Source organism: Cyanobium sp. ATX 6E8, assembly GCF_024346335.1.
Taxonomy (GTDB): Bacteria; Cyanobacteriota; Cyanobacteriia; order PCC-6307; family Cyanobiaceae; genus Cyanobium_A.
In genome coordinates this window covers 82,854-106,967 of the sequence record NZ_JAGQCT010000006.1, presented here as the reverse complement: position 1 = coordinate 106,967, position 24,114 = coordinate 82,854, and the positions used below count along the sequence as shown (strand labels likewise).

Below are 24,114 nucleotides of genomic sequence, written 5' to 3'. Positions count from 1 at the left end.
GGTAGAGGAGAGATCAGGAATTGCCCTGATTCTTGGAGATGATGGCCTCAGCCACATTGCGAGGAACTTCCTCGTAATGGCTGAACTCCATCGAGAAAATACCCCGACCCTGGGTCATGGATCGGAGCTGGGTGGCATAGCCGAACATCTCGGCCAGGGGCACTTTCGACTGGACCTTGGACTGCCCATTGTCAATGGACTGCCCTTCGACCTGGCCGCGACGGGATGACAGGTCGCCGATGACCGATCCAAGGAAATCCTCGGGGATCTCGACCTCCACCTTCATCATCGGCTCAAGAAGTACAGGATTGCACTTCTTGACGGCGTCTTTGAAGGCCATGGATCCGGCGATCTTAAACGCCATCTCCGAAGAGTCGACGTCGTGATAGGAGCCGTCGACCATGGTCGCCCTGACGTCGATCATGGGGAAACCTGCAATCACGCCGGATTGGCAGGTCTCCTTCATGCCGGCTTCGGCGGGGCCGATGTACTCCTTGGGAACGATGCCGCCAACAATCTTGTTGACGAATTCAAACCCTGAACCCGGCTCGCCGGGTGTCATTTCGATCACCACGTGGCCGTATTGGCCCTTGCCACCGGTTTGGCGAGCAAATTTGCCTTCGCCTTTGGAGCTGGAGCGAATGGTTTCGCGATACGACACCTGGGGGGCGCCGATGTTCGCTTCCACCTTGAATTCGCGCAGCATCCGGTCCACCAGGATTTCCAGGTGGAGTTCGCCCATGCCGGCAATCACGGTCTGGCTGGTTTCCGGATCGGTGGAGACCCGGAAGGTGGGGTCTTCCTCCGACAGGGACTGGAGTGCCTTGGAGAGCTTCTCCATGTCGCCCTTGGTTTTCGGCTCCACGGCCACCGAGATCACTGGCTCGGGGATGTAGAGCGATTCGAGAATGATCGGATCGGACTCGACGCAGAGGGTGTCGCCTGTGGTGGTGTCCTTGAGGCCCAGCACGGCACCCAGGTCGCCGGCGCGCAGCTCATCCACCTCTTCCCGGTCATCGGCCTTAAGCAGAATCAGGCGGGAGATGCGCTCTTTCTTGTCTTTGGTGGAGTTGAGCACGTAGCTGCCCTTGTTGAGCACGCCCGAATACATGCGCACAAAGGTGAGTTTCCCGTACGGGTCGGCCATCACCTTGAAGGCCAGGGCGCTGAAGGGGGCGCTGTCGTCGCAGGGGCGGTTTGACTCGGTGCCATCAGGCAGCAGGCCGGTGATCGGCGGCACGTCCACAGGAGCGGGCAGGTAGTCGACGACGGCGTCGAGCACCAGCTGCACGCCCTTGTTCTTGAAGGCCGAGCCGCACACCATCGGCACCATGCCGTGATGAATGGTGGCGCTGCGGATGCCCTTGATCAGCTGCTCCTCTGTGAGCTCGCCGTTTTCGAGGAAAGCATCAATTAGTGTTTCGTCGGATTCGGCGACCGATTCCATCAGCTTGAGGCGCCATTCCTGGGCCTCGTCCTTCATGTCAGCCGGAATCTCGCTTTCGATGATGTCGGTGCCGAGATCATTCGTGTAGATGATCGCCTTGTTACGCACCAGGTCGATGATCCCTTTCAGCTCACCTTCGGCGCCGATCGGCAGTTGGATCGGGGCAGCATTGGCCTTCAGGCGATCTTTGATCTGCTCGTAGACCTTCAGGAAGTTGGCACCGGTGCGGTCCATCTTGTTGACGAACACGATCCGAGGCACGTTGTAGCGATCAGCTTGGCGCCACACGGTTTCCGACTGGGGCTGGACGCCACCGACGGCACAGAACACGGCGACCACGCCGTCCAGCACCCGCATTGAGCGCTCCACTTCGATCGTGAAGTCGACGTGCCCGGGGGTGTCGATAATGTTGATGCGGTTGTCTTTCCAGCTGGTGGAAATGGCCGCAGCAGTAATGGTGATGCCGCGCTCGCGCTCCTGCTCCATCCAGTCGGTGACAGCGGCGCCGTCGTGCACCTCGCCCATCTTGTGCACCACGCCTGAATAGAACAGAATCCGTTCAGTTGTGGTGGTCTTGCCAGCATCAATGTGCGCGGCAATACCGATATTTCTAACGCGTTCCAGTGGAAAGGCGCGGGCCACGGGGCAAGTCTCCGAGAGGTCTACAAAACGAGGGCGTTACTCTACAGACTGGGTCTGCAGTAGCTGAAGCCGCCCAGGACTTCAGCCGCTTGAAGGGCAACTGAAGGGAATCAGTAGCGGTAGTGGGCGAAGGCCTTGTTGGCTTCGGCCATCTTGTGGGTTTCTTCCCGCTTGCGAACGGCACTGCCGGCTTCATTGGCCGCATCCATCAGCTCACCGGCCAATTTCTGGGCCATGCTGCGCCCGTTGCGGGCCCGGGAGAAGTTGACCAACCAGCGCAGGGCCATGGCGGTGCCGCGCTCTTGGCGTACTTCCATCGGCACCTGATAGGTGGCGCCACCCACGCGTCGGGCCCGCACTTCCACCAGGGGCGTGGCGTTGCGGACGGCGGTTTCGAACAGCTCAAGCGGATCAGAGCCCGTGCGGTCGTTGATCAGCGAAAACGCGTCTGAGAGGATGCGCTGGGCGGTGGATTTTTTGCCGTGTTTCATCAGCCGGGCCACGATCATCGAGGCCAGGCGGCTGTTGAACTGAGGGTCGGGAAGCACGGGGCGCTTCTCGGCGGCATTGCGGCGAGACATGGTCGACCGGAGCGGGAAGGACGAGGGTGGAATGGACCAGGGACCCAGGCGGGTGCCTGGTAGGCAGTTGGCAGCGATTCAGCGGCTTGACCGGCTGAATCAACGTCAACTCAGGCTTTCGGCGTCTTGGCGCCGTACTTGGAACGGGACTGGCGGCGATCCTTCACGCCAGCCGTGTCCAGGGTGCCCCGAATGATGTGGTACCGCACGCCGGGCAGATCCTTGACGCGACCTCCCCGGATCAGCACCACAGAGTGCTCCTGGAGGTTGTGGCCGATGCCGGGGATGTAGGCCGTCACCTCGAAGCCGGAGGTGAGGCGCACGCGAGCCACCTTGCGAAGGGCCGAGTTCGGCTTCTTCGGAGTGGAGGTGTACACGCGGGTGCAGACACCACGGCGCTCGGGGCAAGAGCGCAGGGCAGGCGACTTTGTCTTTCGGGAAAGACTCTGGCGCTCAGTACGGATCAGCTGTTGAATGGTGGGCATCGAGGGCCGGGATCTGGTCGGAGAACATTGGTCGGACGTCCGACCGATTTCGACAATCCGTCACCTTACTGGGTCGCCTGTCGGCTCGCCCCTCCCCGGCTGAATGCAGTGCCACAGGCGCAGCTCACCACGCCCTCGCCGGGGCGCACCAAAAAGCCTCCTCCGCTGATGTCGCCGCGATAGTCGAGGCTCAAACCCGTGAGCAGGGTGAGCTGCTCCGGCGGGGCGTAGAGGGTGATGCCATCGGCGCGGGCGATCGGCGTTCCCGCCAGTTGGCCGGGTCGCAGCCGGATGGCCCAACGCTCGCAGCTGCCCTCCACCAGGTCGAGGTGCATCATCCCGGGGGTGCCGGCCACGGCAGCTTGCCGCCCCAGCTCAGCTGCGGCGGCGGCGGTCACGCGCAGGCTGTGACCCTTGGGCATGGCGGGCTCGGGAGGTGGTCGGCCCTCCACTTTGGCAGGACTCGCCAGCTCCACAGCCGTTTCATGGCACCAGTCCCACGCCGTTATGCACCGAGCCGGCCACGCCTCTGCCCTTCACCTGCAGCGAGCCTCCCAGCACCAGGCCGGTGGAGCTGCCGCCATCGAGGTTGAGGGCATGGCGCAGTCCCAATTGCTGCAGCAGGGCGGCCGTTTCCCCCAGTGAGGGTCCGCTGTCCTGGGTGCCTTCCATGGTGATCAACCACACCTGCCGGTCGTCGCTGGCCAGCACGGTGCGCGGCGCCCCTTGGCTGAGGAAGGAGCTGCTGAAGTTCTCGGCGGCGCCATTGAGCACAATGCGGCCGTCCAGGAGCAGCAAGGGGCCGCCCCCGATCACATGGGGTGCCAGGCCCAGGTCGTTGCTCGGGCGGCTCTCGAGCTGGAGTCGCTCGCCCGGCCCCCAGGGCAGTTCTGCGCCGCCGCGAGCCACCAGCAACAGGTCATCCCCCCGCAGGAGCACGCCGGCGTCGAGCTCGGCGGGGCCGAGCCGCTGCCGCACACTGCCCGCCTGGATCAGCAGGCCCGTTTCCGAGCCGCTCAGGGCCTTGTAGCTCGACCCCCAGTCGGCGGTGTAGCGGCTGATGCCGCGCTGCACATAGCCGCTGTTCACCACCACGATCGGCAGCCGCTGGCCGCTCGGGCTCACGATCCATTCGCGCAACTGCAAACGACCGAATTGGGGCAGGCTGCGCTCGCCCCAGGCCGCCACGCCCCGGTTCAGGATGGGTCCGGACAGCCAGCGGCCGTTGTCCTTCAGGGCACCGAGGGGCAGGCGCCGCACCCGGTTGAAGTAGCCGCCGTTGATGGCCACCCAGGCCTGCTGCTGGTTGGCGAGCTGCACCAGCGAACTGAGCCCTTCCATCCCCCCTGGCCTGGCCAGGGGCCGGAGCTGCAGGGGGGCGGTGCGGGGATCGATGCGGACCGCATTGATGCGCACCCCCTGGCGAATCAGCCGATCCCACTGCACCTCCTTGCCGAGCAAGGCCTGCAGGCGGGGATCAATCGGAGGGGCGGGGCTGGCTGAGGCGCCGCTGGCCTCAACGGGCCACTCGATCACCACCCGGGCCGGATCCCCCAGGCTGAACACACGGCCCAACTTGCCCGTGGCGGGCTTGAGGCTCAGGCCTGCGGCGGCCTGCTGGCCCAACAGGCCGAGGCCCTGAAGCTGCGCCTGCTGCTCGTTCCGGCTGGTGAGATCGACCCTCAGCCCGCCGGCGTCGCCCTCCAGAACAGCCGGACCACTGAGGTCGAGGACGACGCGTCGGATGCTTCCCGGAGTGGAGCTGCGCACCTGCAGGAGCTGGGGCTTGGCCAGCTCGAGGTTGAGCAGGTTGCCCTCCTGTCGCATGGCCACCCCGAGGGCGCGAAACATCGGGCTCACCTCGATGGTCACCTCGTCGTCGAGGCTGCGCTGGGCGTTGGCAGGCACCTGGAGCCCTTGGCCGAACCACTCCAGATCGAGGGAGCCGTCGCTGCGGCTGCGGCTGGTGACCCCCAGCTGGTTCTCAAGCACCTCCAGCGGAATCCAGAGTTGCGTGGGGCGGTCGCCGGATGGCCCAACCCAAAGCCAACGGGCCGTTCGGGTGCGGCCGTTGATCCGCAGGCTGCTGCCCTGCCGCTGCTGGCCTGTTTCAGGGCGGGGGGCACGGTTGGCCCCTGGGAGCCTGGCTGGAGCCGCAGGTGTGGCCGGCGTTGTGGCAGGAGGTGGAGGCGGTGGTGGGGGCGGCGGTGGCACCGCTTGGGGGATGGCCCGGCTGGCCGCCGGTAGCAGGAGAACCAGGAGCCAGGGAGCCAGCGAAGCTGCGGAAGCCATGGCCCACCCAGCCGTCAGCGCTGAACGCTAGCCCTCTTCGCCGTTGGGGCGACCAGGGCAGGGGGGTGTACATCCCTAGGATTGGACGTTCTGCTGTTGCAGGCACCTCCGGGTGTGCTGCAGCGCTGATCTGTCAGATCAACTGCCGGACCGTTTCGGGTTATGCCTCGTTCCCCTCGCCCCGTTTGGCCCCATTGCGACAGCCCCGCACCGGCGGCGGTCGCGGGCGAGAAGGACGCCTGCGGCGTGGGCTTCCTGGCCAGCCTGAAGGGGGAAGCCAGCCACTGGGTGCTGCAGCAGGCCCTGCGTGGCCTCGATTGCATGGAGCACCGCGGCGGCTGCGGCGGCGATGGCGATTCCGGCGACGGTGCCGGGGTGCTCTGCGGCATCCCCTGGAGCTATCTGGAGGCAGTGTGGCCCGAGGCAGCGGCTGCCAACGGCAGTGCCCGCGGCCTGGGCATGCTGTTCCTGCCGGCCGATGCCACCAAGCGCGAGCAGGCCAAAGCCTTCTGCGCCGAAGAGGCCGCCAAGCTGGGGCTTCGCAGCCTGGGTTGGCGCGCGGTGCCGCTGAATCCAGCAGTGCTGGGCCCCCTGGCCCTGGGCACCGCTCCGGCGATTGAGCAGTGGCTGCTGGCCGCCGACGAAGCCGGCGATGCCCTGGAGTCGGTGCTATTTCGCCTGCGCCGCCGCTGCGGCGACCGGGCCCGCGAGGCCTGGGGCCCTGGACCCAGCGACCTCTACTTCGCCTCCTTGAGCAGCCGCACGGTTGTGTACAAGGGCATGGTGCGCTCGGAGGTGCTCGCCGCCTTTTATGGCGACCTGCGCGATGCGCGCTTTGCCGTGAGCTATGCGATGTACCACCGCCGCTTCAGCACCAACACCCTGCCCCGCTGGCCCCTGGCCCAGCCCATGCGGCTGTTGGGCCACAACGGCGAGATCAACACCCTGCTGGGCAACCTCAACTGGGCCCGGGCCTCGGAGGCCAGCCTCGATGCGGTGTGGGGGGAGGCCGCTGGTGACCTCAAGCCGGTGGTGAATGCCGCCTTCAGCGACTCGGCCAACCTTGACGCCACCCTCGAGCTGCTGGTGCGCAGCGGCCGGCCCATCACGGAGAGCTTGCTCACCCTGGTGCCGGAGGCCTTCCGCGATCAGCCGGAGCTGACAGGCAAACCTGAGATCACGGCCTTCTACGAGTATTCCGCTTGCACCCAGGAGCCCTGGGACGGCCCGGCCCTGCTGGTGTTCGCCGATGGCCGCAGCGTCGGCGCCACCCTGGATCGCAATGGCCTGCGCCCGGCCCGCTACTGCATCACCAGCGATGGCTTCGTGGTGATGGGCTCTGAAACCGGCGTGGTGGAGCTCGAGGAGAGCCGCATCATCGAAAAGGGCCGCCTGGGCCCCGGTCAGATGCTGGCGGTGGATCTGGAGCAGGGCCGCCTGCTGCGAAACTGGGATGTGAAGCAGGAGGTGGCGGCCCGTCACCCCTACGGCGCCTGGCTGGCGGAGCATCGCCGCAGCCTGGCGGCCCAGCCCTGGACGCAGGAGCGCCAGCTGGGCGATCTGGAGCTACTGCAGCAGCAAACGGCCTTTGGCTTCACCGCCGAAGACTTTGAGCTGGTGATCGAGGACATGGCCGGCGCAGCCAAGGAGCCCACCTACTGCATGGGTGATGACATCCCCCTGGCGGTGCTCTCCGATAAACCGCACCTGCTCTACGACTATTTCAAGCAGCGCTTCGCTCAGGTCACCAACCCGCCGATCGATCCCCTGCGGGAAAAGCTGGTGATGAGCCTGGAGATGCACCTGGGCAAGCGGGGCTCGCCCCTGAAGCCGGAGGCCGCCTCGGCCGCGGTGCTGCACCTGGCCAGTCCGATCCTCAATGAGGCGGAGCTGGCGGCGGTGGCCGAGCAAGGTTTGCCCGCCACCACGCTCTCCACCTTGATGCCGATCACTGCTGGACCTGGGGGTCTGGCGGCTGCGGTGGAGCGCCTCAAGGCAGAGGCGGAGGCGGCCGTGCGCGCTGGCACCCAGATCCTGGTGCTCAGTGATCGTGGCGGCCCCAGCGGTGGGATCACGGCCACCATCACCACCATCCCGCCGCTGCTGGCGGTGGGGGCGGTGCACCATCACCTGCTGAACCTGGGGCTGCGGCTGCAGGCCTCCCTGGTGGTGGACACGGCCCAGTGTTGGAGCACCCATCACTTGGCCTGCCTGATCGGCTATGGCGCCAGCGCTGTATGCCCCTGGCTCACCTGGGAAACCACTCGACACTGGCTGGCACATCCCCGCGTGCAGAAGCTGATCGAAACCGGCAAGTTGCCGGCCCTCACGCCCGACCAGGCCCAGGCCAACGTGCGCAAGGCCCTGGAGGATGGCCTGCGCAAGATCCTGTCCAAGATCGGCATCTCGCTGCTGGCCAGCTACCACGGCGCCCAGATCTTTGAGGCGATCGGCCTCGGTGCCGACCTGATCGCGCTGGCCTTCAAGGGCACCACCAGCCGGGTGGCGGGCCTGAGCCTGGGCGAGCTGGCCAGCGAAACTCTGAGCTTCCACGCCAAAGCCTTCCCCGAGCTCAACCGCACCAAGCTCGAATTCATGGGCTTTGTGCAATACCGCACCGGTGGCGAATACCACCTCAACAGCCCGGAGATGGCCAAGGCCCTGCATGCGGCCGTGAAGGCCGGCCCCGGCTACGACCACTTCTCCACCTACAAAACCCTGTTGGAAAACCGGCCGGTCACCGCCCTGCGCGACCTGCTGGAGCTCAAGCCCGCACCCGCTCCCTTACCCATCGAGCAGGTCGAGAGCATCGAGAGCATTTGCAGCCGTTTCTGCACCGGTGGCATGAGCCTGGGGGCGCTCTCGCGCGAGGCCCACGAGGTGCTGGCCATCGCCATGAACCGCATCGGTGGCAAGAGCAACAGCGGCGAGGGCGGCGAAGACCCAGCTCGCTTCCACACCCTCAACGATGTGGACGGGGAGGGGCGTTCCGCCACCCTGCCCACGCTCAAGGGACTTCGCAACGGCGATACCGCCTGCTCGGCGATCAAGCAGATCGCCTCGGGCCGTTTCGGTGTGACCCCTGAATACCTGCGCAGCGGCCGGCAGCTGGAGATCAAGGTGGCCCAGGGGGCCAAGCCCGGCGAGGGCGGCCAGCTGCCGGGACCCAAGGTGGATCCTTACATCGCCTGGCTGCGCAACAGCAAGCCCGGCGTGGCGCTGATCTCGCCACCACCCCACCACGACATCTATTCGATCGAGGACCTGGCCCAGCTGATCCACGACCTGCACCAGGTGCATCCCGCCGCCAAGGTGAGCGTGAAGCTGGTGGCCGAGATCGGCATCGGCACGATCGCCGCAGGGGTGGCCAAGGCCAATGCTGATGTGATCCAGATCTCCGGCCACGACGGCGGCACCGGTGCCTCACCGCTGAGTTCGATCAAGCATGCCGGCAGCCCCTGGGAGCTAGGCCTCACTGAGGTGCACCGTTCTCTGCTGGAAAACGGACTGCGCGATCGGGTGCTGCTGCGCGCCGATGGCGGCCTCAAGACCGGCTGGGACGTGATCATCGCCGCCCTGCTGGGCGCTGAGGAATACGGATTCGGCTCGGTGGCGATGATCGCTGAGGGCTGCATCATGGCCCGCGTTTGCCACACCAATAACTGCCCCGTGGGGGTCGCCACCCAGAAGGAGAACCTGCGCAAGCGCTTCCCCGGCGTGCCCGAGCACGTGGTGAATTTCTTCCTGTTCGTGGCCGAGGAGGTGCGCCAGCTGCTGAGCGTGCTCGGCGTGGCCCGCCTCGAAGACCTGATCGGCCGCACCGAGCTGCTGCAGGCCCGCACCGTGCAGCTGGCCAAAACTCAGGCCCTTGATCTCTCCTGCCTGATCGATCCGATTCCAGCAGCGGCCGATCGCCGCTGGTTGCAGCACGATGCCGAGGCCCATGGCAATGGGCAGATCTTGGAAGACCAGCTCCTGGCCGACGCTGAGGTGATGGCGGCCATGGAGGGCCACGGCCGCGTGGCCCGCACCCTGGCGATCGTGAACACCGACCGCAGCGTGGGCGCCCGCCTCTCCGGCGAAATCGCCGCCCGCCATGGCAACACCGGCTTCGCTGGCCAGCTTGACCTCACCTACGAAGGGGCCGCGGGTCAGAGCTTCGGGGCCTTCGTGCTCCAGGGCATGAACGTGCGCCTGGTGGGTGAAGCCAACGACTACGTGGGCAAGGGCCTCAACGGTGGCCGCCTCACCGTGGTGCCCCCCGCCGGCGTGCAGGATCCAGGCAGCCAGGTGATCCTGGGCAACACATGCCTCTACGGCGCCACAGGCGGTGAGCTGTTTGCCCTCGGCCGCGCCGGTGAGCGCTTCGCCGTGCGCAACAGCGGTGCCCGCACCGTGGTGGAAGGCGCCGGCGACCACTGCTGCGAGTACATGACTGGCGGTGTGGTGGTGGTGCTGGGCAGCACCGGCCGCAACGTGGCCGCCGGCATGACCGGCGGTGTGGCCTTCATTCTGGATGAAACCGGCGGCCTGACGGAGCGGGTCAACCCCGAGATCGTGGCGATCGCCGAGCTCACAACCCCGGAGCAGGAGGCCTTGCTCAAGCCCCTGCTGGAGGCCCACCTGCAAGCCACCGGCAGCGCCAAGGCCGCGGCGATCCTGGCCGATTGGAGCAACTGGAAGGCTCGCTTCAAGCTGCTGGTACCTCCCAGCGAGAAGGCCACCGTGGGCCTGGCGGAGCGGCAAGCGGTGGCGGCCTAGCTAGCGCCCTCCCCCCTCAGCGGGGGTACTGCCGCATCAGCCGCTGCACCTCGCCGGCGTGGTAGCTGCTGCGGGTGAGCGGGGAGCTCACCACCTGCAGAAAGCCCAGGGCCTCTTCGCCATGGCGGCGGAAGCCGTCGAATTGCTCAGGAGTCACGAACCGGTCTACTGGCAGGTGTTTGGGGCCCGGGGAGAGGTACTGGCCAATGGTCACGATGTCCACCCGGTGGCGCCGTAGATCGGCCATCACCTCGAGCACCTCCGTGTCGGTTTCGCCCAGGCCGGTCATCAGGCCGGATTTGGTGTAGGTGCGCGGCCAGCCTGCGCGCACCCGTTGCAGCAGCTCCAGAGAACGCGCGTAGATGCCCTGGGGCCGGGCTTTTTTGTAGAGCCTCGGCACGGTTTCGATGTTGTGGTTAAGCACCTCCGGGGCGCCCTCCATCACCGCCGCCAGCGCCTCCCAGTTGCCGCAGAAATCGGGGATCAGCAGCTCGATCGTGGTGAGCGGTGAGCGGGCGCGCACGTGTGCAATGCAGGCCACAAACTGGCTGGCGCCGCCATCGGCCAGGTCATCGCGGTTCACCGAGGTGATCACCACGTGCTTGAGCCCCAGCCGGGCCACCGCTTCCCCCAGGCGCTCGGGCTCGGTGGGATCGAGCTCTCGCACGCTCTTGTCGAAGTCGATGTCGCAGTAGGGGCAGGCGCGGGTGCAGCCCGGCCCCATGATCAAGAAGGTGGCGGTGCCGCCGGCGAAGCACTCGCCGATGTTGGGGCAGCTGGCCTCCTGGCAGACGGTGTTGAGCTTCAGGTCCAGCAGCAGGTCGGCCACCTCGCCGATCCGTTCCCGCTGGGGGGCCTTGACGCGCAGCCAGTCGGGTTTGAGCACGGCGCAACGCAGGCCGGTGGGGCCGAAGGAAGGGCTGGACGAGACTCTAGAAAGCCACCGGGATCAGGGGGGTTGGGCGGAGGCCATCCCCTAAAGTCGCTCCATCGGGATGTAGCGCAGCTTGGTAGCGCACTTCGTTCGGGACGAAGGGGCCGCAGGTTCGAATCCTGTCATCCCGATTTTTTCTTCCATGGCTTCGGCTCAGCTGAGCTCGGCCCCCGGGTAGCCGCGGGGAGTCACCATGCGGCCATCGCGGGCATAGCTGCTGCTGTTGCCCACGAGCACCAAGGTGAGCATGTCCACCTGCTCCACCGGAAGTTCGCCCAGGGTGTGCAGGCTCACGGCCTCGTCGGCTCGTCCGAGCTGGCGGGCGAGGGCCACCGGGGTGCTGGCTGGCCGGCCTTGGAGCAACAGCTCTTGGGCCCGGGCCAGTTGCCAGTCGCGCCCCTGGGACCGCGGGTTGTAGAGCGCCACGACGAAATCCCCTGTGGCGGCAGCCTGCAGCCGTCGCTCGATCACGGCCCAGGGCGTGAGTCGATCGCTGAGGCTGATGGTGCAGAAGTCGTGCATCAATGGGGCACCAGCCCGCGCGGCGGCCAGCTGCAGCGCCGAGATGCCCGGATGGACGGCGAAGCTGGGGCGTCCATCCGCTGGTTGGGCCAGCCACAACTCCAGGGCCAGGCCGGCCATGGCGTAGATGCCGCTGTCGCCCGATGACACCAGGGCCACGTTCAGCCCCTGGCTCGCCAGCTCCAGGGCCAGGGCGCAGCGGGCCCGCTCCTCGGTGAGTTGGCCATCACAGCGCAGTTGATCCGGACGCCGCAGGGGTTCGAGCAGGTCGAGGTAGAGGCCATAGCCCACCCAGACGGTGGCGTCAGCCAGGGCGCGCCGGGCATCGCCGGTGAGCAGATCCAGGCTGCCCGGGCCGCTGCCCACCAGGTGCAGCTGACCCCGCTGGGGGGCCCATTGGCTTTCCGCCAGAGCAATCGCCAGGGTGGCGGCCCCCTGCTCACCGCCGCTGGTGCGTTCGATGCGTTTGGCCTGGAGCAGTTGCGCCCCAGGGCCCGCAACCAGCAGGGCGGCCGCCTCCGCCACGCTGGCGGTGCCCATCTCCTGGGCCACGGCCGGCGAGGGATTGGGCACCGGCACATCGGCCAGGCTCGCTGCTGCAAACCAGCGAACGGGCCATTGCCGCTGGGCGGCGAGGGCCAGCAGGGCCGGTTCATCGGCCTTGCGGTCGATGCTGGCCAGCCCGGCCACGGCCTCAGGTGCCAGCTGCAGCTCTGCCAGGGTTTGATCCACCAGGCGCTCCAGCAGGGTGAGGCTGGTATTGCGTTCACAGCCAAGACCCAGCCACAGGCTGGGCGGGTGCCAGCGGCAGCCCTGCCCCGCGTGGATGTCCACCACCATGGCTGGATGGGCCGCGTCGGGGCTGCAGACCGTTTGCAGGCCAGCGGCGGCCGGCAGCTCGAGCCAGCGGCGACTGCCATGGCGGGCCTCCACCGCGACAGGCTCTTCCCCCCTGGCGGCCGCGTGCATCAGTGCGTTCCAATCGCCAGCCCCCCGGCGCCAGCCCCAGGCGGTGCCGAAGCTGTCCAGGCTCAGTCGTGCCGCGGCGGCGGTGGCGCCGGTGAGCACCGCCTGGCCACCGAAGCTGGCGGCGATCCGCTGGCTGAGCCGATCCGCGCCGGCGGCATGGCCGCCGAGCAGGGGAATGGCGAAGCGGCCCTCGGCATCCACCACCACCACTGCCGGATCACTGTCCTTGCCCGTGAGCAGCGGGGCGATCAGGCGGGTCACCAGACCGCAGGCCCCGACGATCACAAAGGCACCGGCCGATGGCCATTGGTCCGCAAGGCAGTCCCGTGGCATCGGCTCGTCGTCTGGGCCGACCCGGCCATCGACCAGGCCCGCCTGGGCCAGCCGTTCCAGCAGGGGCGTGCTGGCCGCACTGAAGCCCAGCGCCCAGATCGGACGGCGCGGCGCCCCGTCGGCGGTGCGCGTCGCGTTGAGGCTCGAATGGGACGTCACGCGCCTAGCTTCTGACGCAACCCGGACAGGGGCCCCTGGGGCTTGGGCTTGAGGAGGGAGCCGTCGGCGTTCACTTGATTGCGCGCTGAGCCTTCCAGACTGGTGGATGGCGCGATGCGCTGAGAACTGGCCGGCACCAGGGGCATGGGTGCGAGCTGGCCCTCAGGACTGGGGTCTGGACTGGGTTCGGTGGCGGAGCTGGGGGTCTCCGCGCCCATGGGCTCTGGGGCGGGTTCGACATCTGGAAGGGCCTCGAGCTCCGGCTCCGCTGCTTGCGGCTCCTCGGCCTGGAGCTCTGTTGCCGGCTCTGGCTGCGGCTCTGGCTGGGGTTCGGGTTCGGGTTTGGGTTTTGGCGCAGCCTCAAGTTCGGCCTCAAGTTCGGCCTCAGGTGCGGCCGTGGGTTGGGGTTCTGCTGGGGGTGGGAGCGCGTTGCCCAGCAGTTGGGCCAGCTCGTCGTCGCTCAGTCGGCCCCGCTGCCAGATCGGCCCGGGGCCGGCAGTATCCAGAACCACTTCAGACACCACCGTGTTGAAAGGAGGGTTGAGGGGCTCGCCTCGCCCATCCACCAGCTCCAACAGCACGCTGTTGCTGCCGGTTTGCCATCCCTTGAGCCAGAGGGGCGCGTTTTGATCCACCAAAAAGCTGTCACCGTTCACGGTCACCCGCAGACGCCAGCTGCCGTCGTTGTCGCGCAGGCCCTGGAGGGGGGCATCCAGCAGCAGCCAGTCGAGCAGCACCGGCTGCCGGCCTGCCAGGTCCCCAGGGCTGACCGGGATCAACTGGGGGCTGCCTGCTTGGGGAATCGCCAGGGGATTGGCGGCGACCCGGTGCACCCGGATCTGGTCCCAGGCCCCTGGGCTTTTCACCGCTTCTCCCCAGGGCCGGGCTGCATAGGCGGTGATGCGGTGGCTGCCAGGGGTAAGGGCTGGCAGGTCGATCTGGAGGCTGGCTGGGCTGGCGGTCGCGGTAGACCGGGACAGGCGTACGGGCGCCTGGTCATCAACCTGAACCACCACATGGGGCCCGAGCCCCAGGGCGCCGGCATCGACCAGCGGCCAATCGCGCACCTGCAGGCGCAGGGATACGGGGCCGTTGGGCAGGTTGACGCCATCCTGCGGCGCCAGGATCGTCACCTGGGGGTTGTGCTCGCCCAGCGCTGACTGGAGCTGCTGCACGGCGATGGGCGGGGCCACTTCCTGCAGGCGGCCACTGGGGCCCTGGGGGCTCAGGGGTGGGGTTGGTGCCTCGCCCCCCCGCGTGCTGGAAAGCCGGTTGCAACCCGCGGGCAGCAGCAGCAGCAACGCCAGCAGGCCCGACATCAGGGGCTGCCACCAGCGGATCGGCCGCCTGGGGGCGGGCGATCCGCCCTGGTGCGCCCCCGGTTGGGGACGGGCTGGATGGATTGCGCTGCCTGCGCCCACGCTGGGTTGCTCAGCTGTTTCTGCGGGCATTCTGCTGGGCCGGGCCACCCTGGAAATCCAGAGACTGTTACAGGTTGAATTTTGGTCATTAAGTAATAACGACCAGGTCAAAAGAAGGTCAATCTCGATGATTCTTTTTGTTCTGTAAAGCCCAGTGCTGGCCTGGGAAGCGCCGGGATTGAACCTTTGTAACTGCAACCCAAAACCCCTCGGAAACGGCCCCTATACTTCCGCCAGCGGTCCCCTATTTGGGGCCCCAAGCTCCAGTTGTGGCAAGCGGTTTCGCGGTTTCGCGATGCCTCTTCCCGGCTGGTGCCCATGACTCCGGAGGCCTCGGTCGCCGGTTGTTCATGGGGCCCAACAGCAGGCCTCCCGGTCTGCTGCAGGGGTGGACCCACCACCTCGACCCCGTCCCTCGAGGAACGTCTCGATGACCATCAGCCCACCAGAGCGTGGGGAAAAGGCGAAGGCCATGGTCGACCGGAACCCCGTTCCGGCCACCTTCGAACTGTTCGGCAAGCCCGGCCATTTCGATCGCAGCCTTGCCAAAGGTCCCAAAACCACCACCTGGGTTTGGAACCTCCACGCCAATGCTCACGACTTCGACAGCCACACGAGTGATCTCGAAGAGGTCTCTCGCAAGATCTTTTCGGCTCACTTCGGCCACCTGGCCGTCATCTTCATCTGGCTAAGCGGCGCCTTCTATCACGGAGCGCGCTTCTCCAACTACACCGGTTGGTTGACCGATCCCCTGCACGTCAAGCCTTCGGCGCAGGTGGTTTGGCCGATCTTTGGCCAGGAAATCCTTAATGGCGATATGGGTGCCGGCTTCCACGGCATTCAGATCACCTCCGGACTCTTCCATGTGTGGAGGGCCTGGGGCATCACCAACACAACCCAGCTGCTGGCCCTGGCCATCGGCGCGCTGGTGATGGCCGGGCTGATGCTCAATGCGGGCGTCTTCCACTACCACAAAGCAGCCCCCAAGCTCGAGTGGTTCCAGAACGTTGAGTCGATGCTCAACCACCACCTGGCTGGCCTGCTCGGCTTGGGATCCCTGTCTTGGACAGGACACCTTCTTCATGTGTCCCTGCCCACCAATGCGCTGATGGAAGCGATCGACGCCGGCCAGCCGCTGGTGCTCAATGGCAAGACCATCGCCACCTATGCAGACATCCCCCTGCCCCACGAGTTCCTGAACCAGGACGTGATTGCCCAGCTGTTCCCCGGTTTCGGGGCGGGCATCTCAGCCTTCTTCACCGGCAACTGGGCGGCTTACAGCGATTTCCTCACCTTCAAGGGTGGTCTGAATCCTGTGACCGGCAGCCTGTGGATGACCGACATCGCCCATCACCATCTGGCGATCGCGGTGCTGTTCATCGTGGCTGGCCACATGTACCGCACCAACTGGGGCATTGGCCACAGCATCAAGGAGATCCTCGAGGGTCAGAAGGGTGATCCCCTGCTGTTCCCTGCTCCCAATGGTCATGACGGACTCTTCGAGTTCATGACCACCAGCTGGCACGCCCAACTGGCGGTGAACCTTGCTCTGCTGGGCTCGCTGACCATCATCGTGGCCCATCACATGTATGCGATGCCTCCGTATCCATACATCGGCATCGACTACCCCACCCAGCTGTCGATCTTCACCCACCACACCTGGATTGGTGGCTTCCTGATCGTCGGAGCCGGCGCCCACGCCGCCATCGCGATGATTCGCGATTACGACCCCGCCAGGCACGTCGACAACGTGCTCGACCGGGTGCTCAAGGCTCGCGACGCCCTGATCAGCCACCTCAACTGGGTGTGCATCTGGCTCGGCTTCCACAGCTTCGGCCTTTACATCCACAACGACACCATGCGTGCCCTGGGTCGTCCCCAGGACATGTTCAGCGACTCCGCCATTGCCCTGAAGCCTGTCTTCGCGCAGTGGATTCAGGGTCTGCACGCCGCCGCTGCCGGAAGCACCGCTCCCAACGCCCTGGCGGGGGTGAGCGAAGTGTTCAACGGCGCTGTTGTGGCGGTGGGTGGCAAGGTGGCCGCTGGTCCGATCCCCCTGGGAACGGCCGACTTCATGGTCCACCACATCCACGCCTTCACGATTCACGTGACGGTGCTGATCCTGCTCAAGGGTGTGCTGTATGCGCGTAGCTCCCGCCTCGTCCCCGACAAGGCGAATCTGGGCTTCCGCTTCCCCTGCGACGGCCCCGGCCGTGGCGGCACCTGCCAGGTGTCGGCTTGGGACCATGTGTTCCTCGGCCTGTTCTGGATGTACAACTCCCTGTCGATCGTCATCTTCCACTTCTCCTGGAAGATGCAGAGCGACGTGTGGGGCACCGTCAACGCTGACGGCAGCGTCCAGCACATCACCAATGGCAACTTCGCCCAAAGCGCCATCACCATCAATGGTTGGCTGCGGGACTTCCTCTGGGCCCAGGCCGCACAGGTGATCAACAGCTACGGCTCGAGCTCCAGTGCTTACGGTCTGATGTTCCTGGGAGCCCACTTCATCTGGGCCTTCAGCCTGATGTTCCTGTTCAGTGGCCGCGGCTACTGGCAAGAGCTGATCGAGTCCATCGTCTGGGCTCACAACAAGCTGAGGGTTGCTCCCGCCATCCAGCCGCGGGCGCTCTCCATCACCCAGGGTCGTGCCGTCGGTGTCGCTCACTATCTGTTGGGCGGTATCGCAACAACCTGGGCATTTTTCCTGGCCCGCATCGTCGCGGTCGGCTGACCTTTCCTGACCTTTCCCAATGGCAACGAAATTTCCTTCGTTCAGCCAGGGTCTGGCACAGGACCCGACAACCCGCCGTATTTGGTACGGCATTGCCACGGCTCACGATTTCGAGAGCCACGACGGCATGACCGAGGAGCGGCTTTACCAAAAGCTGTTCTCCACCCACTTCGGTCACCTGGCCATCATTGGCCTCTGGGTTTCGGGCAACCTGTTCCATATCGCCTGGCAGGGCAACTTTGAGCAGTGGGTCGCCGATCCGCTGCATGTCCGTCCCATCGCTCACGCGATCTGGGATCCCCACTTCGGCCAGGGCGCGATTGCCGCCTTCACCCAGGCGGGCGCCTCCTCTCCGGTGAACATTGCGTATTCGGGTCTGTACCACTGGTGGTACACGATCGGGATGAAAACCAACGCCGAGCTTTATCAGGGTTCCATCTTCATGATGATCCTGTCGGCCTGGGCTCTGTTCGCTGGCTGGCTCCACCTGCAGCCTAAGTTCCGGCCTTCCCTGGCCTGGTTCAAGAACGCTGAATCCCGGCTGAACCACCACTTGGCGGTGCTCTTCGGTTTCAGCTCCATCGCCTGGACCGGTCACCTGGTTCACGTGGCCATCCCTGAGGCCCGTGGTCAGCACGTGGGTTGGGACAACTTCCTCTCTGTGCTCCCGCACCCCGCTGGTCTGGCTCCGTTCTTCACCGGCAACTGGGGTGTCTATGCCCAGAACCCCGACACTGTTTATCAACAGTTCGGCACGGCTGAAGGCTCCGGCACCGCGATCCTCACCTTCCTCGGCGGGTTCCACCCCCAGACGGAAGCTCTGTGGCTCACGGACATCGCCCACCACCACCTGGCGATCGGCTGCATCTTCGTGATCGCCGGCCACATGTACCGGACCAACTTCGGTATCGGCCACTCGATTCGCGAGATCCTCGAAGCCCACAACCCGCCCAAGGGCACCCCTGGTGACCTCGGCGCCGGCCACAAGGGTCTCTACGACACGATCAACAACTCGCTGCACTTCCAGCTCGGCCTGGCTCTGGCAGCTCTGGGTGTGGTCACCAGCCTGGTGGCCCAGCACATGTATGCGATGCCGTCCTACGCGTTCATCGCTAAGGACTACACAACGCAGGCTGCGCTGTACACCCACCACCAGTACATCGCCATCTTCCTGATGTGCGGTGCGTTCGCCCACGGTGCGATCTTCTTCATTCGCGACTACGACCCGGAAGCCAACAAGGACAACGTGTTGGCTCGGATGCTTGAGCACAAGGAAGCCCTGATCAGCCACCTGAGCTGGGTCTCCCTGTTCCTCGGTTTCCACACCCTGGGTCTCTACGTCCACAACGACGTGGTTGTCGCCTTCGGGACCCCCGAGAAGCAGATCCTGGTGGAGCCCGTCTTTGCCCAGTTCGTCCAAGCCGCTTCCGGCAAGGCGATGTATGGCATGGATGTGCTGCTCTCCAACTCCGCAAGCGCGGCCAGCACTGCCAGTGCTGTGTATCTGCCTGGCTGGATTGATGCCATCAATGGCGGCAACGACCTGTTCCTGCCCATTGGTCCTGGCGACTTCCTGGTGCACCACGCCATTGCGCTGGGTCTGCACACCACCACCCTGATCCTGGTGAAGGGTGCCCTGGATGCCCGGGGCTCCAAGCTGATGCCCGATAAAAAGGACTTCGGCTACTCCTTCCCCTGCGACGGCCCCGGCCGTGGCGGCACCTGCGACATCTCGGCTTGGGATTCCTTCTATCTGTCGGTTTTCTGGGCCCTGAACACCGTGGGCTGGGTGACCTTCTACTGGCACTGGAAGCACCTCGCCATCTGGCAGGGCAACGTGGCTCAGTTCAACGAATCCAGCACCTATCTGATGGGCTGGTTCCGCGATTACCTGTGGCTCAACTCCTCCCAGCTGATCAACGGCTACAACCCGTTTGGCAGCAACAACCTGGCCGTTTGGTCCTGGATGTTCCTGTTCGGTCACCTGGTGTGGGCCACCGGCTTCATGTTCCTGATCTCCTGGCGCGGTTACTGGCAGGAACTGATCGAGACCATCGTTTGGGCGCATCAGCGCACTCCGCTCGCCAACCTGGTGGGCTGGCGCGATAAGCCTGTCGCTCTCTCGATCGTTCAGGCTCGCGTGGTGGGCCTGGCCCACTTCACGATCGGCTACATCCTCACGTACGCCGCCTTCCTGATCGCCTCCACCTCGGGCAAGTTCGGCTAATCCTTTAGCCCTTGCCTTCTCCTTGAGGGACGAACCAACCCCGGCACAAGCCGGGGTTTTTTATTGGCTTTCATGGGGGGGGCGATGAACCGAGATGCACGGCTCAGCGGGTTGCCCCTCCATGGTTTAGCGGTTGTTGGTTGATCTGTAGTTCTGCTCCACGTAGGCCTGGTCTTCGCAGCGCAGCTCATTGCCGTCGGTCTGGGCGCGTTCTCCCTGTAGGCAGGTCACGGTGGCGCGGTGACCTGCGCTCCAGCCTTGCTTCAGGGCTGCTTGCTCGATCCGTTGCTGCGCCAGCTTGGCTGCTTCAGCCTGTTGATCCGCCTGGGGTTGTCCAGCTGCATTTGGGGCCGGCAGCGTTGGTTGTGCCGGCAACTGGGGACCACCTTTCTGGCAGGCCGCGAGCAGGACGCCGCTGCCCACGAGCGCCAGGCTGAACGGCAGCAGCCTGCGCTGGTGATTGCGGCTTGGCATGGAATCGTCTGGCATCGCACCATCGGGCATCGGGGCTGCGCCAATGTTGGCGCTGATCGCTCCCCGTGCACCCACGCATCAAAAAAGCCCCGCCGAAGCGGGGCTGGGGCCTGTTGGGATGGCTGGGCTTTGCGGCTGAGGCTCAGCCGACGCTCCAGACGCCGCCGGCGATGTTGACCAGCGGAGCCACGATGGCCGTGCCGGCCAGGAACCAGGCAAAAGCGGCGCCGCCGCAACCGCCGAGCCAGAAGCCGCTGGCAAATTCAGCCCAGCCTGCCTTGGTGAACAGGTCGGCGGGAGGGTTGTCGATGGTGGCGTCAGCGGGCTGGATGTTGGGTCCGTTACCCGCGGTGCCGTAGATCGACAGGCACACCGTGAGGATCGACACCAGGCCGATGGTGGCCAGCAGGCCAGCGGTGCTGGCGTACTCGGTGAGACGCAGCGGCCCGCAGATCGTGAATGGTCCGTAGAGGAAGAAGCCATGGGCCATGCCCACTTCCAGTCCCCGGCGGTTGGGCGAGAGCGACGGGCGGTAGGCCGGCAGGGCGTTCAGGAAGGCCTTGCTGAAGTAGCTGCTGTTAACGGGGGTGGCCAGATTGCCGACACAGGGGTCGGCCACGGGGGTCACAGTCATGGTGGCGGGGGGAAAGCGGTGAGGCAGGGCAACGGCTCCGGTTGGAGCTCAGTCGCTGGCTTCGATCACGTTGAACAGCAGGGTCATGGCCAAGGCTGGGCCGAGGATTCCCACAAGGGGTACGAACACCGAGGGCATCCAAGCGGCAGCGAATTCTCCAGTCATGGCACGGGCCAATAGCAACCATCAATACTGTAGGGAGCTCCCCCAAAGGGGCCCCAATGCCCCTGCAGGGGCGACATAAAAGTTCAATCCATGCCCCCGTCTTTGCTGACCGCCGTTGCGGCCATCGTGGCTGCCTCGTTCTGGTTGTTGGCCCGTCGTCGCCCGACCCTGGGGCTTGCCCTCGATTCGCAGGCCGTGGCGGCTTTGAACCGGGCCCAGATTGCTTTGGTGGCAGGTGGCGCCGAGCCTGCCGCGTTGACAGAGGCTGATGGGCTGGCTGCACGATCCCGGCCGCTGCCCATGACGGCCCGCGAGAGAGCGCTCTTCCTGAGGGCTCTCAGCCTTCAGTTGGGAGGGCCTGCACGCGAGCGCCTGGCTGCCATCGAAGCGGCGGGCGTTTGGGGTCAGCGGGCCAGCCTGCCCCTGTTGGCCCGTGGCCTACGCGACGTCGATCCAGCCGTGGTCCAGGCAGCGGCCCGCGCCATGGAGCGCTTCCGTGGCCGTACCTGTGGATCCGGCCTTCAGCCACCGCTGCAGTTGCCGTTGCCCCGCAATGTGGCCCGCACCCGGTAGATCGGCCGGCCCTGGCTTTCGTGGTAGGTGCGCATCTGGAGCTCGGCCAGCAGGCCAAAGCAGAACAGTTGCACACCCGTCAGAAAACTGAGCAGAGCCATCAGCAGTAGGGGGCGATCGCCGATGTCGTTGCCCAACAGGAGCTTTTCGCCCACGAGCCAGAGGCCGATCAGCAGGCCCACCCCCATGGCAGCGAGCCCGCCGAAGCCGAACACGTGCATCGGTCGGGTCAGAAATCGCTTCATGAACCACACCGTCAGCAGGTCCATCAGCACCCGGAAGGTGCGATCAAGCCCGTATTTGCTCTCGCCAAAGCGCCGGGGGTGGTGGTTCACCTTCACTTCGCTGATCCGCGCTCCTTCGATGAAGGCCAGGGCCGGCAGGAAGCGGTGCAGCTCGCCGTAGAGGTTGAGGTCGCTCACCACTTCGCGCCGGTAGGCCTTAAGCGAGCAGCCGTAGTCGTGCAGCCGCACTCCGGTCACCTGGGCGATCAGGCGGTTGGCGATTCGGCTGGGCAGCAGGCGTTGCATGGCCGCATCCTGGCGCTGGTGGCGCCAGCCACTCACCAGGTCGTAGCCCCGGTTGAGCTCGCTGAGCAGCAAGGGGATATCGGCGGGGTCGTTTTGGAGGTCGCCATCGAGGGTGACGAGCACAGCCCCGCGACTGGCATCGAATCCGGCGGCGATGGCGGCGGTTTGGCCGTAGTTGCGGCGCAACAGCACGGCCACCAGCTCGGGCGCCGTGGCGGTCAGCCGGCTCAGCACGCCGGCGGTGTCGTCGCGTGAGCCGTCGTCCACCAGCACCAACTCAAAGGCCAGCCCCAGGGGCCGCACCGCGGCCAGCAGTTGCTCGACCAGTTGGGGCAGGCTCTCCTCCTCGTTGTAGAGGGGCACCACCACGGAGAGATCCAGACGTTCCGGAATGGGTTGATCCGGCGCCAACTGGTTCATCGTTCTCCTGTTCTTGCGGCGAACCTAGGCGGGCAGGGGGCTGCCGTCATGGCTGTGCATGACACGGCCGGCGCTGCGCAGTTCCAGCCGGTAATGACGCGCCACCGGGTGGGGGTTGTGGGGCGCGAGGTCGTCGAGCCCGACGCCATTGCGGCCATGGGCAATGCCGGAGCTGTGCAGGTAGCGCCCCCCACCCAGGTGCAGGCCCACATGGGTGCAGCGTTGGGGCGTGCCGAAGAAAATCAGGTCGCCGGGGGCCAGCAGCTGGGTTTGGCCGGGTTGCACCGCTACCGGCTGGCAGAAGCGCTCCTGCAGGTAGGCGTCCCGCGGGATCCAGATGCCGGCGCTGGCAAAGGCCCGCTGCACCAGGCCGGAGCAGTCGTAATCAGGGCCCAGGCTGCCGCCCCACAGGTAGGTGTTCGGCTGCTGCCGTGCGGCCTCCGCAAACCCCAGCACCAGCGGCAGCCGCCGGGCAATGGCGCTGCGCGCGAGCCGTTCGGGCTGCGGGCGGCCGCTGGCCACCGCTGCTCCCAGAAGTGCCGTGGGCTCCAGCCAGCCCGGGTAACCATCCTCGAGCAAGCGCACCCGCAGGCGCCGATCCCCCCCCGGCTGTGGGCTGGTGAGGATTTGCAGGTGGCGGCCCACCCAGGCCTGGGTGGCGAGGCCCTTGCCCTGGGGCTGGCTGTGCAGATCCACGGCGGCGGTGAGGCGCCAGATCGTGCCGGCGAGGAGCCATTCAGGCGCCGTCGGGGCGCCTAGGGCCAAGGGGATTGGATGGACGCTGCCTAATCTCGCCACACTTGTATCTCGCCACAACGTGGCCGGTGGTGATGGCGTTCTACAGCCCCGATCCGGCCATGGGCCAGATCCTGGCCGACCTGGTTCGAGCCCTGGAGTTGGAGGGGAGGCCAGGGTTGGCCCAGCACCTTTCGATCACCTGGGTGCGTTACGACCAATCGCTGATCGCGCGCGCTGCCGATCTGGCCCAGGCGCAGTTCTGGGGTCTGCCGGTGCAGGGCGCCAGCTGGGCGGGCGATCGTCGGCGCTATCCCGCCAGTGTGGTGAAGCTGGTGTATCTGGTGGCTGCGGAAGCCTGGCGTCAGAGCGATCTGCTGATCGACACGCCTGAGCTGCGCCGCGCCCTCGCCGACATGATCCGCGATTCCAGCAATGACGCGACCGGCCTGGTGCTGGATCTGCTCACTGGCACCACCAGTGGTCCGGCGCTGCCGCCCCGGCGCATGGCCGCGTGGGTGGAGCAGCGCCAGTTGGTGAATCGCTGGCTGGCAGAGCTCGACTGGCCCGAGCTCCAGGGCTGCAATGCCTGCCAGAAAACCTGGGGAGACGGCCCCTACGGCCGCGAGCGGGAGTTTTATGGCGAACAGCTGGATAACCGCAATCGCCTCAGCACCGATGCGGTGGCTCGGCTGCTGCAGGCGGTGATCGCTTCGGCGCTGGTGTCCCCTCCCGCCTGTGCGCGCATGCGCGCACTCCTGGCCCGCAGCCTGGATCCGGCGCAACGGGCCGCGGATCCTGAAAACCAGGTGGATGGCTTCATTGGTGAAGGGCTGCCGCCATCGGCTCAGCTCTGGAGCAAAGCGGGCTGGATGAGCCAGGCGCGGCACGATGCGGCCTATGTGGAACCGCCAGCGCCACAGGACGGGGGCCGGGCGGCCCCATTTCTGTTGGTGATTTTCTCGGAGGGCGAGGCCTGCGCACGGGACACCCGCCTCTTGCCTGAAATTGCCGCTCGTTTGGCCGCGGCCAGCGCCATTTGAGTGGCTCACCTGGGAGAGGCCGAGGCTGCTGCT

General features: G+C 66.1%; 18 protein-coding genes and 1 tRNA gene. 6 read left to right on the top strand and 13 right to left on the bottom strand.

Annotated features, from left to right (window positions below):
* Positions 1-13: 13 nt before the first annotated feature.
* From fusA to KBY70_RS14550, 5 genes are all read right to left on the bottom strand, one after another.
* On the bottom strand, positions 14-2,089 hold the full coding sequence (gene fusA / locus KBY70_RS07210; protein WP_094560089.1) for an elongation factor G: 2,076 nt from the start codon (positions 2,087-2,089) through the stop codon (positions 14-16).
* A gap of 110 nt (positions 2,090-2,199) precedes the next feature.
* Positions 2,200-2,670, bottom strand: a complete 471-nt coding sequence (gene rpsG, locus KBY70_RS07205; RefSeq protein ID WP_094560088.1) for a 30S ribosomal protein S7 — start codon at positions 2,668-2,670, stop codon at positions 2,200-2,202.
* Between the two features lie 110 nt (positions 2,671-2,780).
* On the bottom strand, positions 2,781-3,155 hold the full coding sequence (gene rpsL / locus KBY70_RS07200) for a 30S ribosomal protein S12 (RefSeq protein WP_094560087.1): 375 nt from the start codon (positions 3,153-3,155) through the stop codon (positions 2,781-2,783).
* A 65-nt stretch (positions 3,156-3,220) separates the two neighbouring features.
* Positions 3,221-3,577 carry an AIR synthase gene (locus KBY70_RS07195; protein ID WP_094560086.1) on the bottom strand — a complete coding sequence of 119 codons (357 nt, stop codon included), beginning with the start codon at positions 3,575-3,577 and terminating at the stop codon, positions 3,221-3,223.
* Between the two features lie 61 nt (positions 3,578-3,638).
* Positions 3,639-4,496, bottom strand: a complete 858-nt coding sequence (locus KBY70_RS14550; RefSeq protein ID WP_409996033.1) for a phosphodiester glycosidase family protein — start codon at positions 4,494-4,496, stop codon at positions 3,639-3,641.
* Between the two features lie 1,113 nt (positions 4,497-5,609).
* Here KBY70_RS14550 and gltB point away from each other — a divergent pair.
* A complete protein-coding gene (gltB, locus tag KBY70_RS07185; RefSeq protein ID WP_254987944.1) occupies positions 5,610-10,208 on the top strand; it encodes a glutamate synthase large subunit in 4,599 nt (1,532 codons plus the stop codon).
* A 16-nt stretch (positions 10,209-10,224) separates the two neighbouring features.
* On the opposite strand, the gene lipA is transcribed toward gltB, so the two are convergent.
* A complete protein-coding gene (gene lipA / locus KBY70_RS07180; protein WP_094560083.1) occupies positions 10,225-11,094 on the bottom strand; it encodes a lipoyl synthase in 870 nt (289 codons plus the stop codon).
* Positions 11,095-11,199: 105 nt separating this feature from the next.
* Here lipA and KBY70_RS07175 point away from each other — a divergent pair.
* Positions 11,200-11,273, top strand: a tRNA-Pro gene (locus KBY70_RS07175).
* A 22-nt stretch (positions 11,274-11,295) separates the two neighbouring features.
* On the opposite strand, the gene cobJ is transcribed toward KBY70_RS07175, so the two are convergent.
* Both cobJ and KBY70_RS07165 read right to left on the bottom strand, forming a co-directional pair.
* Positions 11,296-13,125 (bottom strand): precorrin-3B C(17)-methyltransferase, encoded by a 1,830-nt coding sequence (cobJ, locus tag KBY70_RS07170; RefSeq protein WP_409996030.1) that lies wholly within the window; start codon positions 13,123-13,125, stop codon positions 11,296-11,298.
* Entirely contained in the window at positions 13,122-14,444 is a 1,323-nt protein-coding gene (locus KBY70_RS07165; protein WP_254987943.1) for an Ig-like domain-containing protein, read from the bottom strand. Before KBY70_RS07165 ends, cobJ begins: the two co-directional genes overlap by 4 nt.
* 532 nt (positions 14,445-14,976) lie before the next feature.
* Between KBY70_RS07165 and psaA the strand changes: the two genes are divergently transcribed.
* Positions 14,977-17,280, top strand: coding sequence for a photosystem I core protein PsaA (psaA, locus tag KBY70_RS07160; protein WP_254987942.1), 2,304 nt, complete (start codon positions 14,977-14,979; stop codon positions 17,278-17,280).
* A 19-nt stretch (positions 17,281-17,299) separates the two neighbouring features.
* The gene (gene psaB, locus KBY70_RS07155; RefSeq protein WP_094560080.1) at positions 17,300-19,507 is read left to right on the top strand and encodes a photosystem I core protein PsaB; all 2,208 of its coding nucleotides are present in this window, start codon (positions 17,300-17,302) and stop codon (positions 19,505-19,507) included.
* Positions 19,508-19,633: 126 nt separating this feature from the next.
* On the opposite strand, the gene KBY70_RS07150 is transcribed toward psaB, so the two are convergent.
* From KBY70_RS07150 to KBY70_RS07140, 3 genes are all read right to left on the bottom strand, one after another.
* Positions 19,634-19,981: a hypothetical protein gene (locus KBY70_RS07150; RefSeq protein WP_254987941.1), complete on the bottom strand. Its 348-nt coding sequence runs from the start codon at positions 19,979-19,981 to the stop codon at positions 19,634-19,636.
* A 142-nt stretch (positions 19,982-20,123) separates the two neighbouring features.
* The gene (locus KBY70_RS07145) at positions 20,124-20,615 is read right to left on the bottom strand and encodes a photosystem I reaction center subunit XI (protein WP_094560078.1); all 492 of its coding nucleotides are present in this window, start codon (positions 20,613-20,615) and stop codon (positions 20,124-20,126) included.
* A 48-nt stretch (positions 20,616-20,663) separates the two neighbouring features.
* A complete protein-coding gene (locus KBY70_RS07140) occupies positions 20,664-20,780 on the bottom strand; it encodes a photosystem I reaction center subunit VIII (RefSeq protein WP_094560077.1) in 117 nt (38 codons plus the stop codon).
* A 90-nt stretch (positions 20,781-20,870) separates the two neighbouring features.
* Here KBY70_RS07140 and KBY70_RS07135 point away from each other — a divergent pair, with 90 nt between their 5' ends.
* On the top strand, positions 20,871-21,353 hold the full coding sequence (locus KBY70_RS07135; RefSeq protein WP_143592862.1) for a HEAT repeat domain-containing protein: 483 nt from the start codon (positions 20,871-20,873) through the stop codon (positions 21,351-21,353).
* Here the strand turns inward: KBY70_RS07135 and KBY70_RS07130 are convergent.
* Both KBY70_RS07130 and KBY70_RS07125 read right to left on the bottom strand, forming a co-directional pair.
* Positions 21,302-22,303, bottom strand: coding sequence for a glycosyltransferase family 2 protein (locus tag KBY70_RS07130; RefSeq protein WP_094560075.1), 1,002 nt, complete (start codon positions 22,301-22,303; stop codon positions 21,302-21,304). The two genes, KBY70_RS07135 and KBY70_RS07130, sit on opposite strands and share 52 nt — an antisense overlap.
* Positions 22,304-22,327: 24 nt before the next feature.
* Positions 22,328-23,068, bottom strand: coding sequence for a C40 family peptidase (locus tag KBY70_RS07125; protein ID WP_261356001.1), 741 nt, complete (start codon positions 23,066-23,068; stop codon positions 22,328-22,330).
* Positions 23,069-23,133: 65 nt separating this feature from the next.
* Between KBY70_RS07125 and KBY70_RS07120 the strand changes: the two genes are divergently transcribed.
* Positions 23,134-24,081: a serine hydrolase gene (locus tag KBY70_RS07120; RefSeq protein ID WP_254987939.1), complete on the top strand. Its 948-nt coding sequence runs from the start codon at positions 23,134-23,136 to the stop codon at positions 24,079-24,081.
* The last annotated feature ends 33 nt before the right edge of the window (positions 24,082-24,114 follow it).

Coding starts and splice junctions, on each gene's coding strand:
- psaB (WP_094560080.1), top strand. CDS start 17,300: ATGGCAACGAAATTTCCTTCGTTCAGCCAGGGTCTGGCACAGGACCCG.
- KBY70_RS07120 (WP_254987939.1), top strand. CDS start 23,134: ATGGCGTTCTACAGCCCCGATCCGGCCATGGGCCAGATCCTGGCCGAC.
- KBY70_RS07145 (WP_094560078.1), bottom strand. CDS start 20,615: ATGACTGTGACCCCCGTGGCCGACCCCTGTGTCGGCAATCTGGCCACC.
- KBY70_RS07195 (WP_094560086.1), bottom strand. CDS start 3,577: ATGCCCAAGGGTCACAGCCTGCGCGTGACCGCCGCCGCCGCAGCTGAG.
- KBY70_RS07130 (WP_094560075.1), bottom strand. CDS start 22,303: ATGAACCAGTTGGCGCCGGATCAACCCATTCCGGAACGTCTGGATCTC.
- gltB (WP_254987944.1), top strand. CDS start 5,610: ATGCCTCGTTCCCCTCGCCCCGTTTGGCCCCATTGCGACAGCCCCGCA.
- KBY70_RS14550 (WP_409996033.1), bottom strand. CDS start 4,496: ATGGAAGGGCTCAGTTCGCTGGTGCAGCTCGCCAACCAGCAGCAGGCC.
- rpsL (WP_094560087.1), bottom strand. CDS start 3,155: ATGCCCACCATTCAACAGCTGATCCGTACTGAGCGCCAGAGTCTTTCC.
- psaA (WP_254987942.1), top strand. CDS start 14,977: ATGACCATCAGCCCACCAGAGCGTGGGGAAAAGGCGAAGGCCATGGTC.
- KBY70_RS07165 (WP_254987943.1), bottom strand. CDS start 14,444: ATGTCGGGCCTGCTGGCGTTGCTGCTGCTGCTGCCCGCGGGTTGCAAC.
- KBY70_RS07140 (WP_094560077.1), bottom strand. CDS start 20,780: ATGACTGGAGAATTCGCTGCCGCTTGGATGCCCTCGGTGTTCGTACCC.
- rpsG (WP_094560088.1), bottom strand. CDS start 2,670: ATGTCTCGCCGCAATGCCGCCGAGAAGCGCCCCGTGCTTCCCGACCCT.
- KBY70_RS07135 (WP_143592862.1), top strand. CDS start 20,871: ATGCCCCCGTCTTTGCTGACCGCCGTTGCGGCCATCGTGGCTGCCTCG.
- KBY70_RS07150 (WP_254987941.1), bottom strand. CDS start 19,981: ATGCCAAGCCGCAATCACCAGCGCAGGCTGCTGCCGTTCAGCCTGGCG.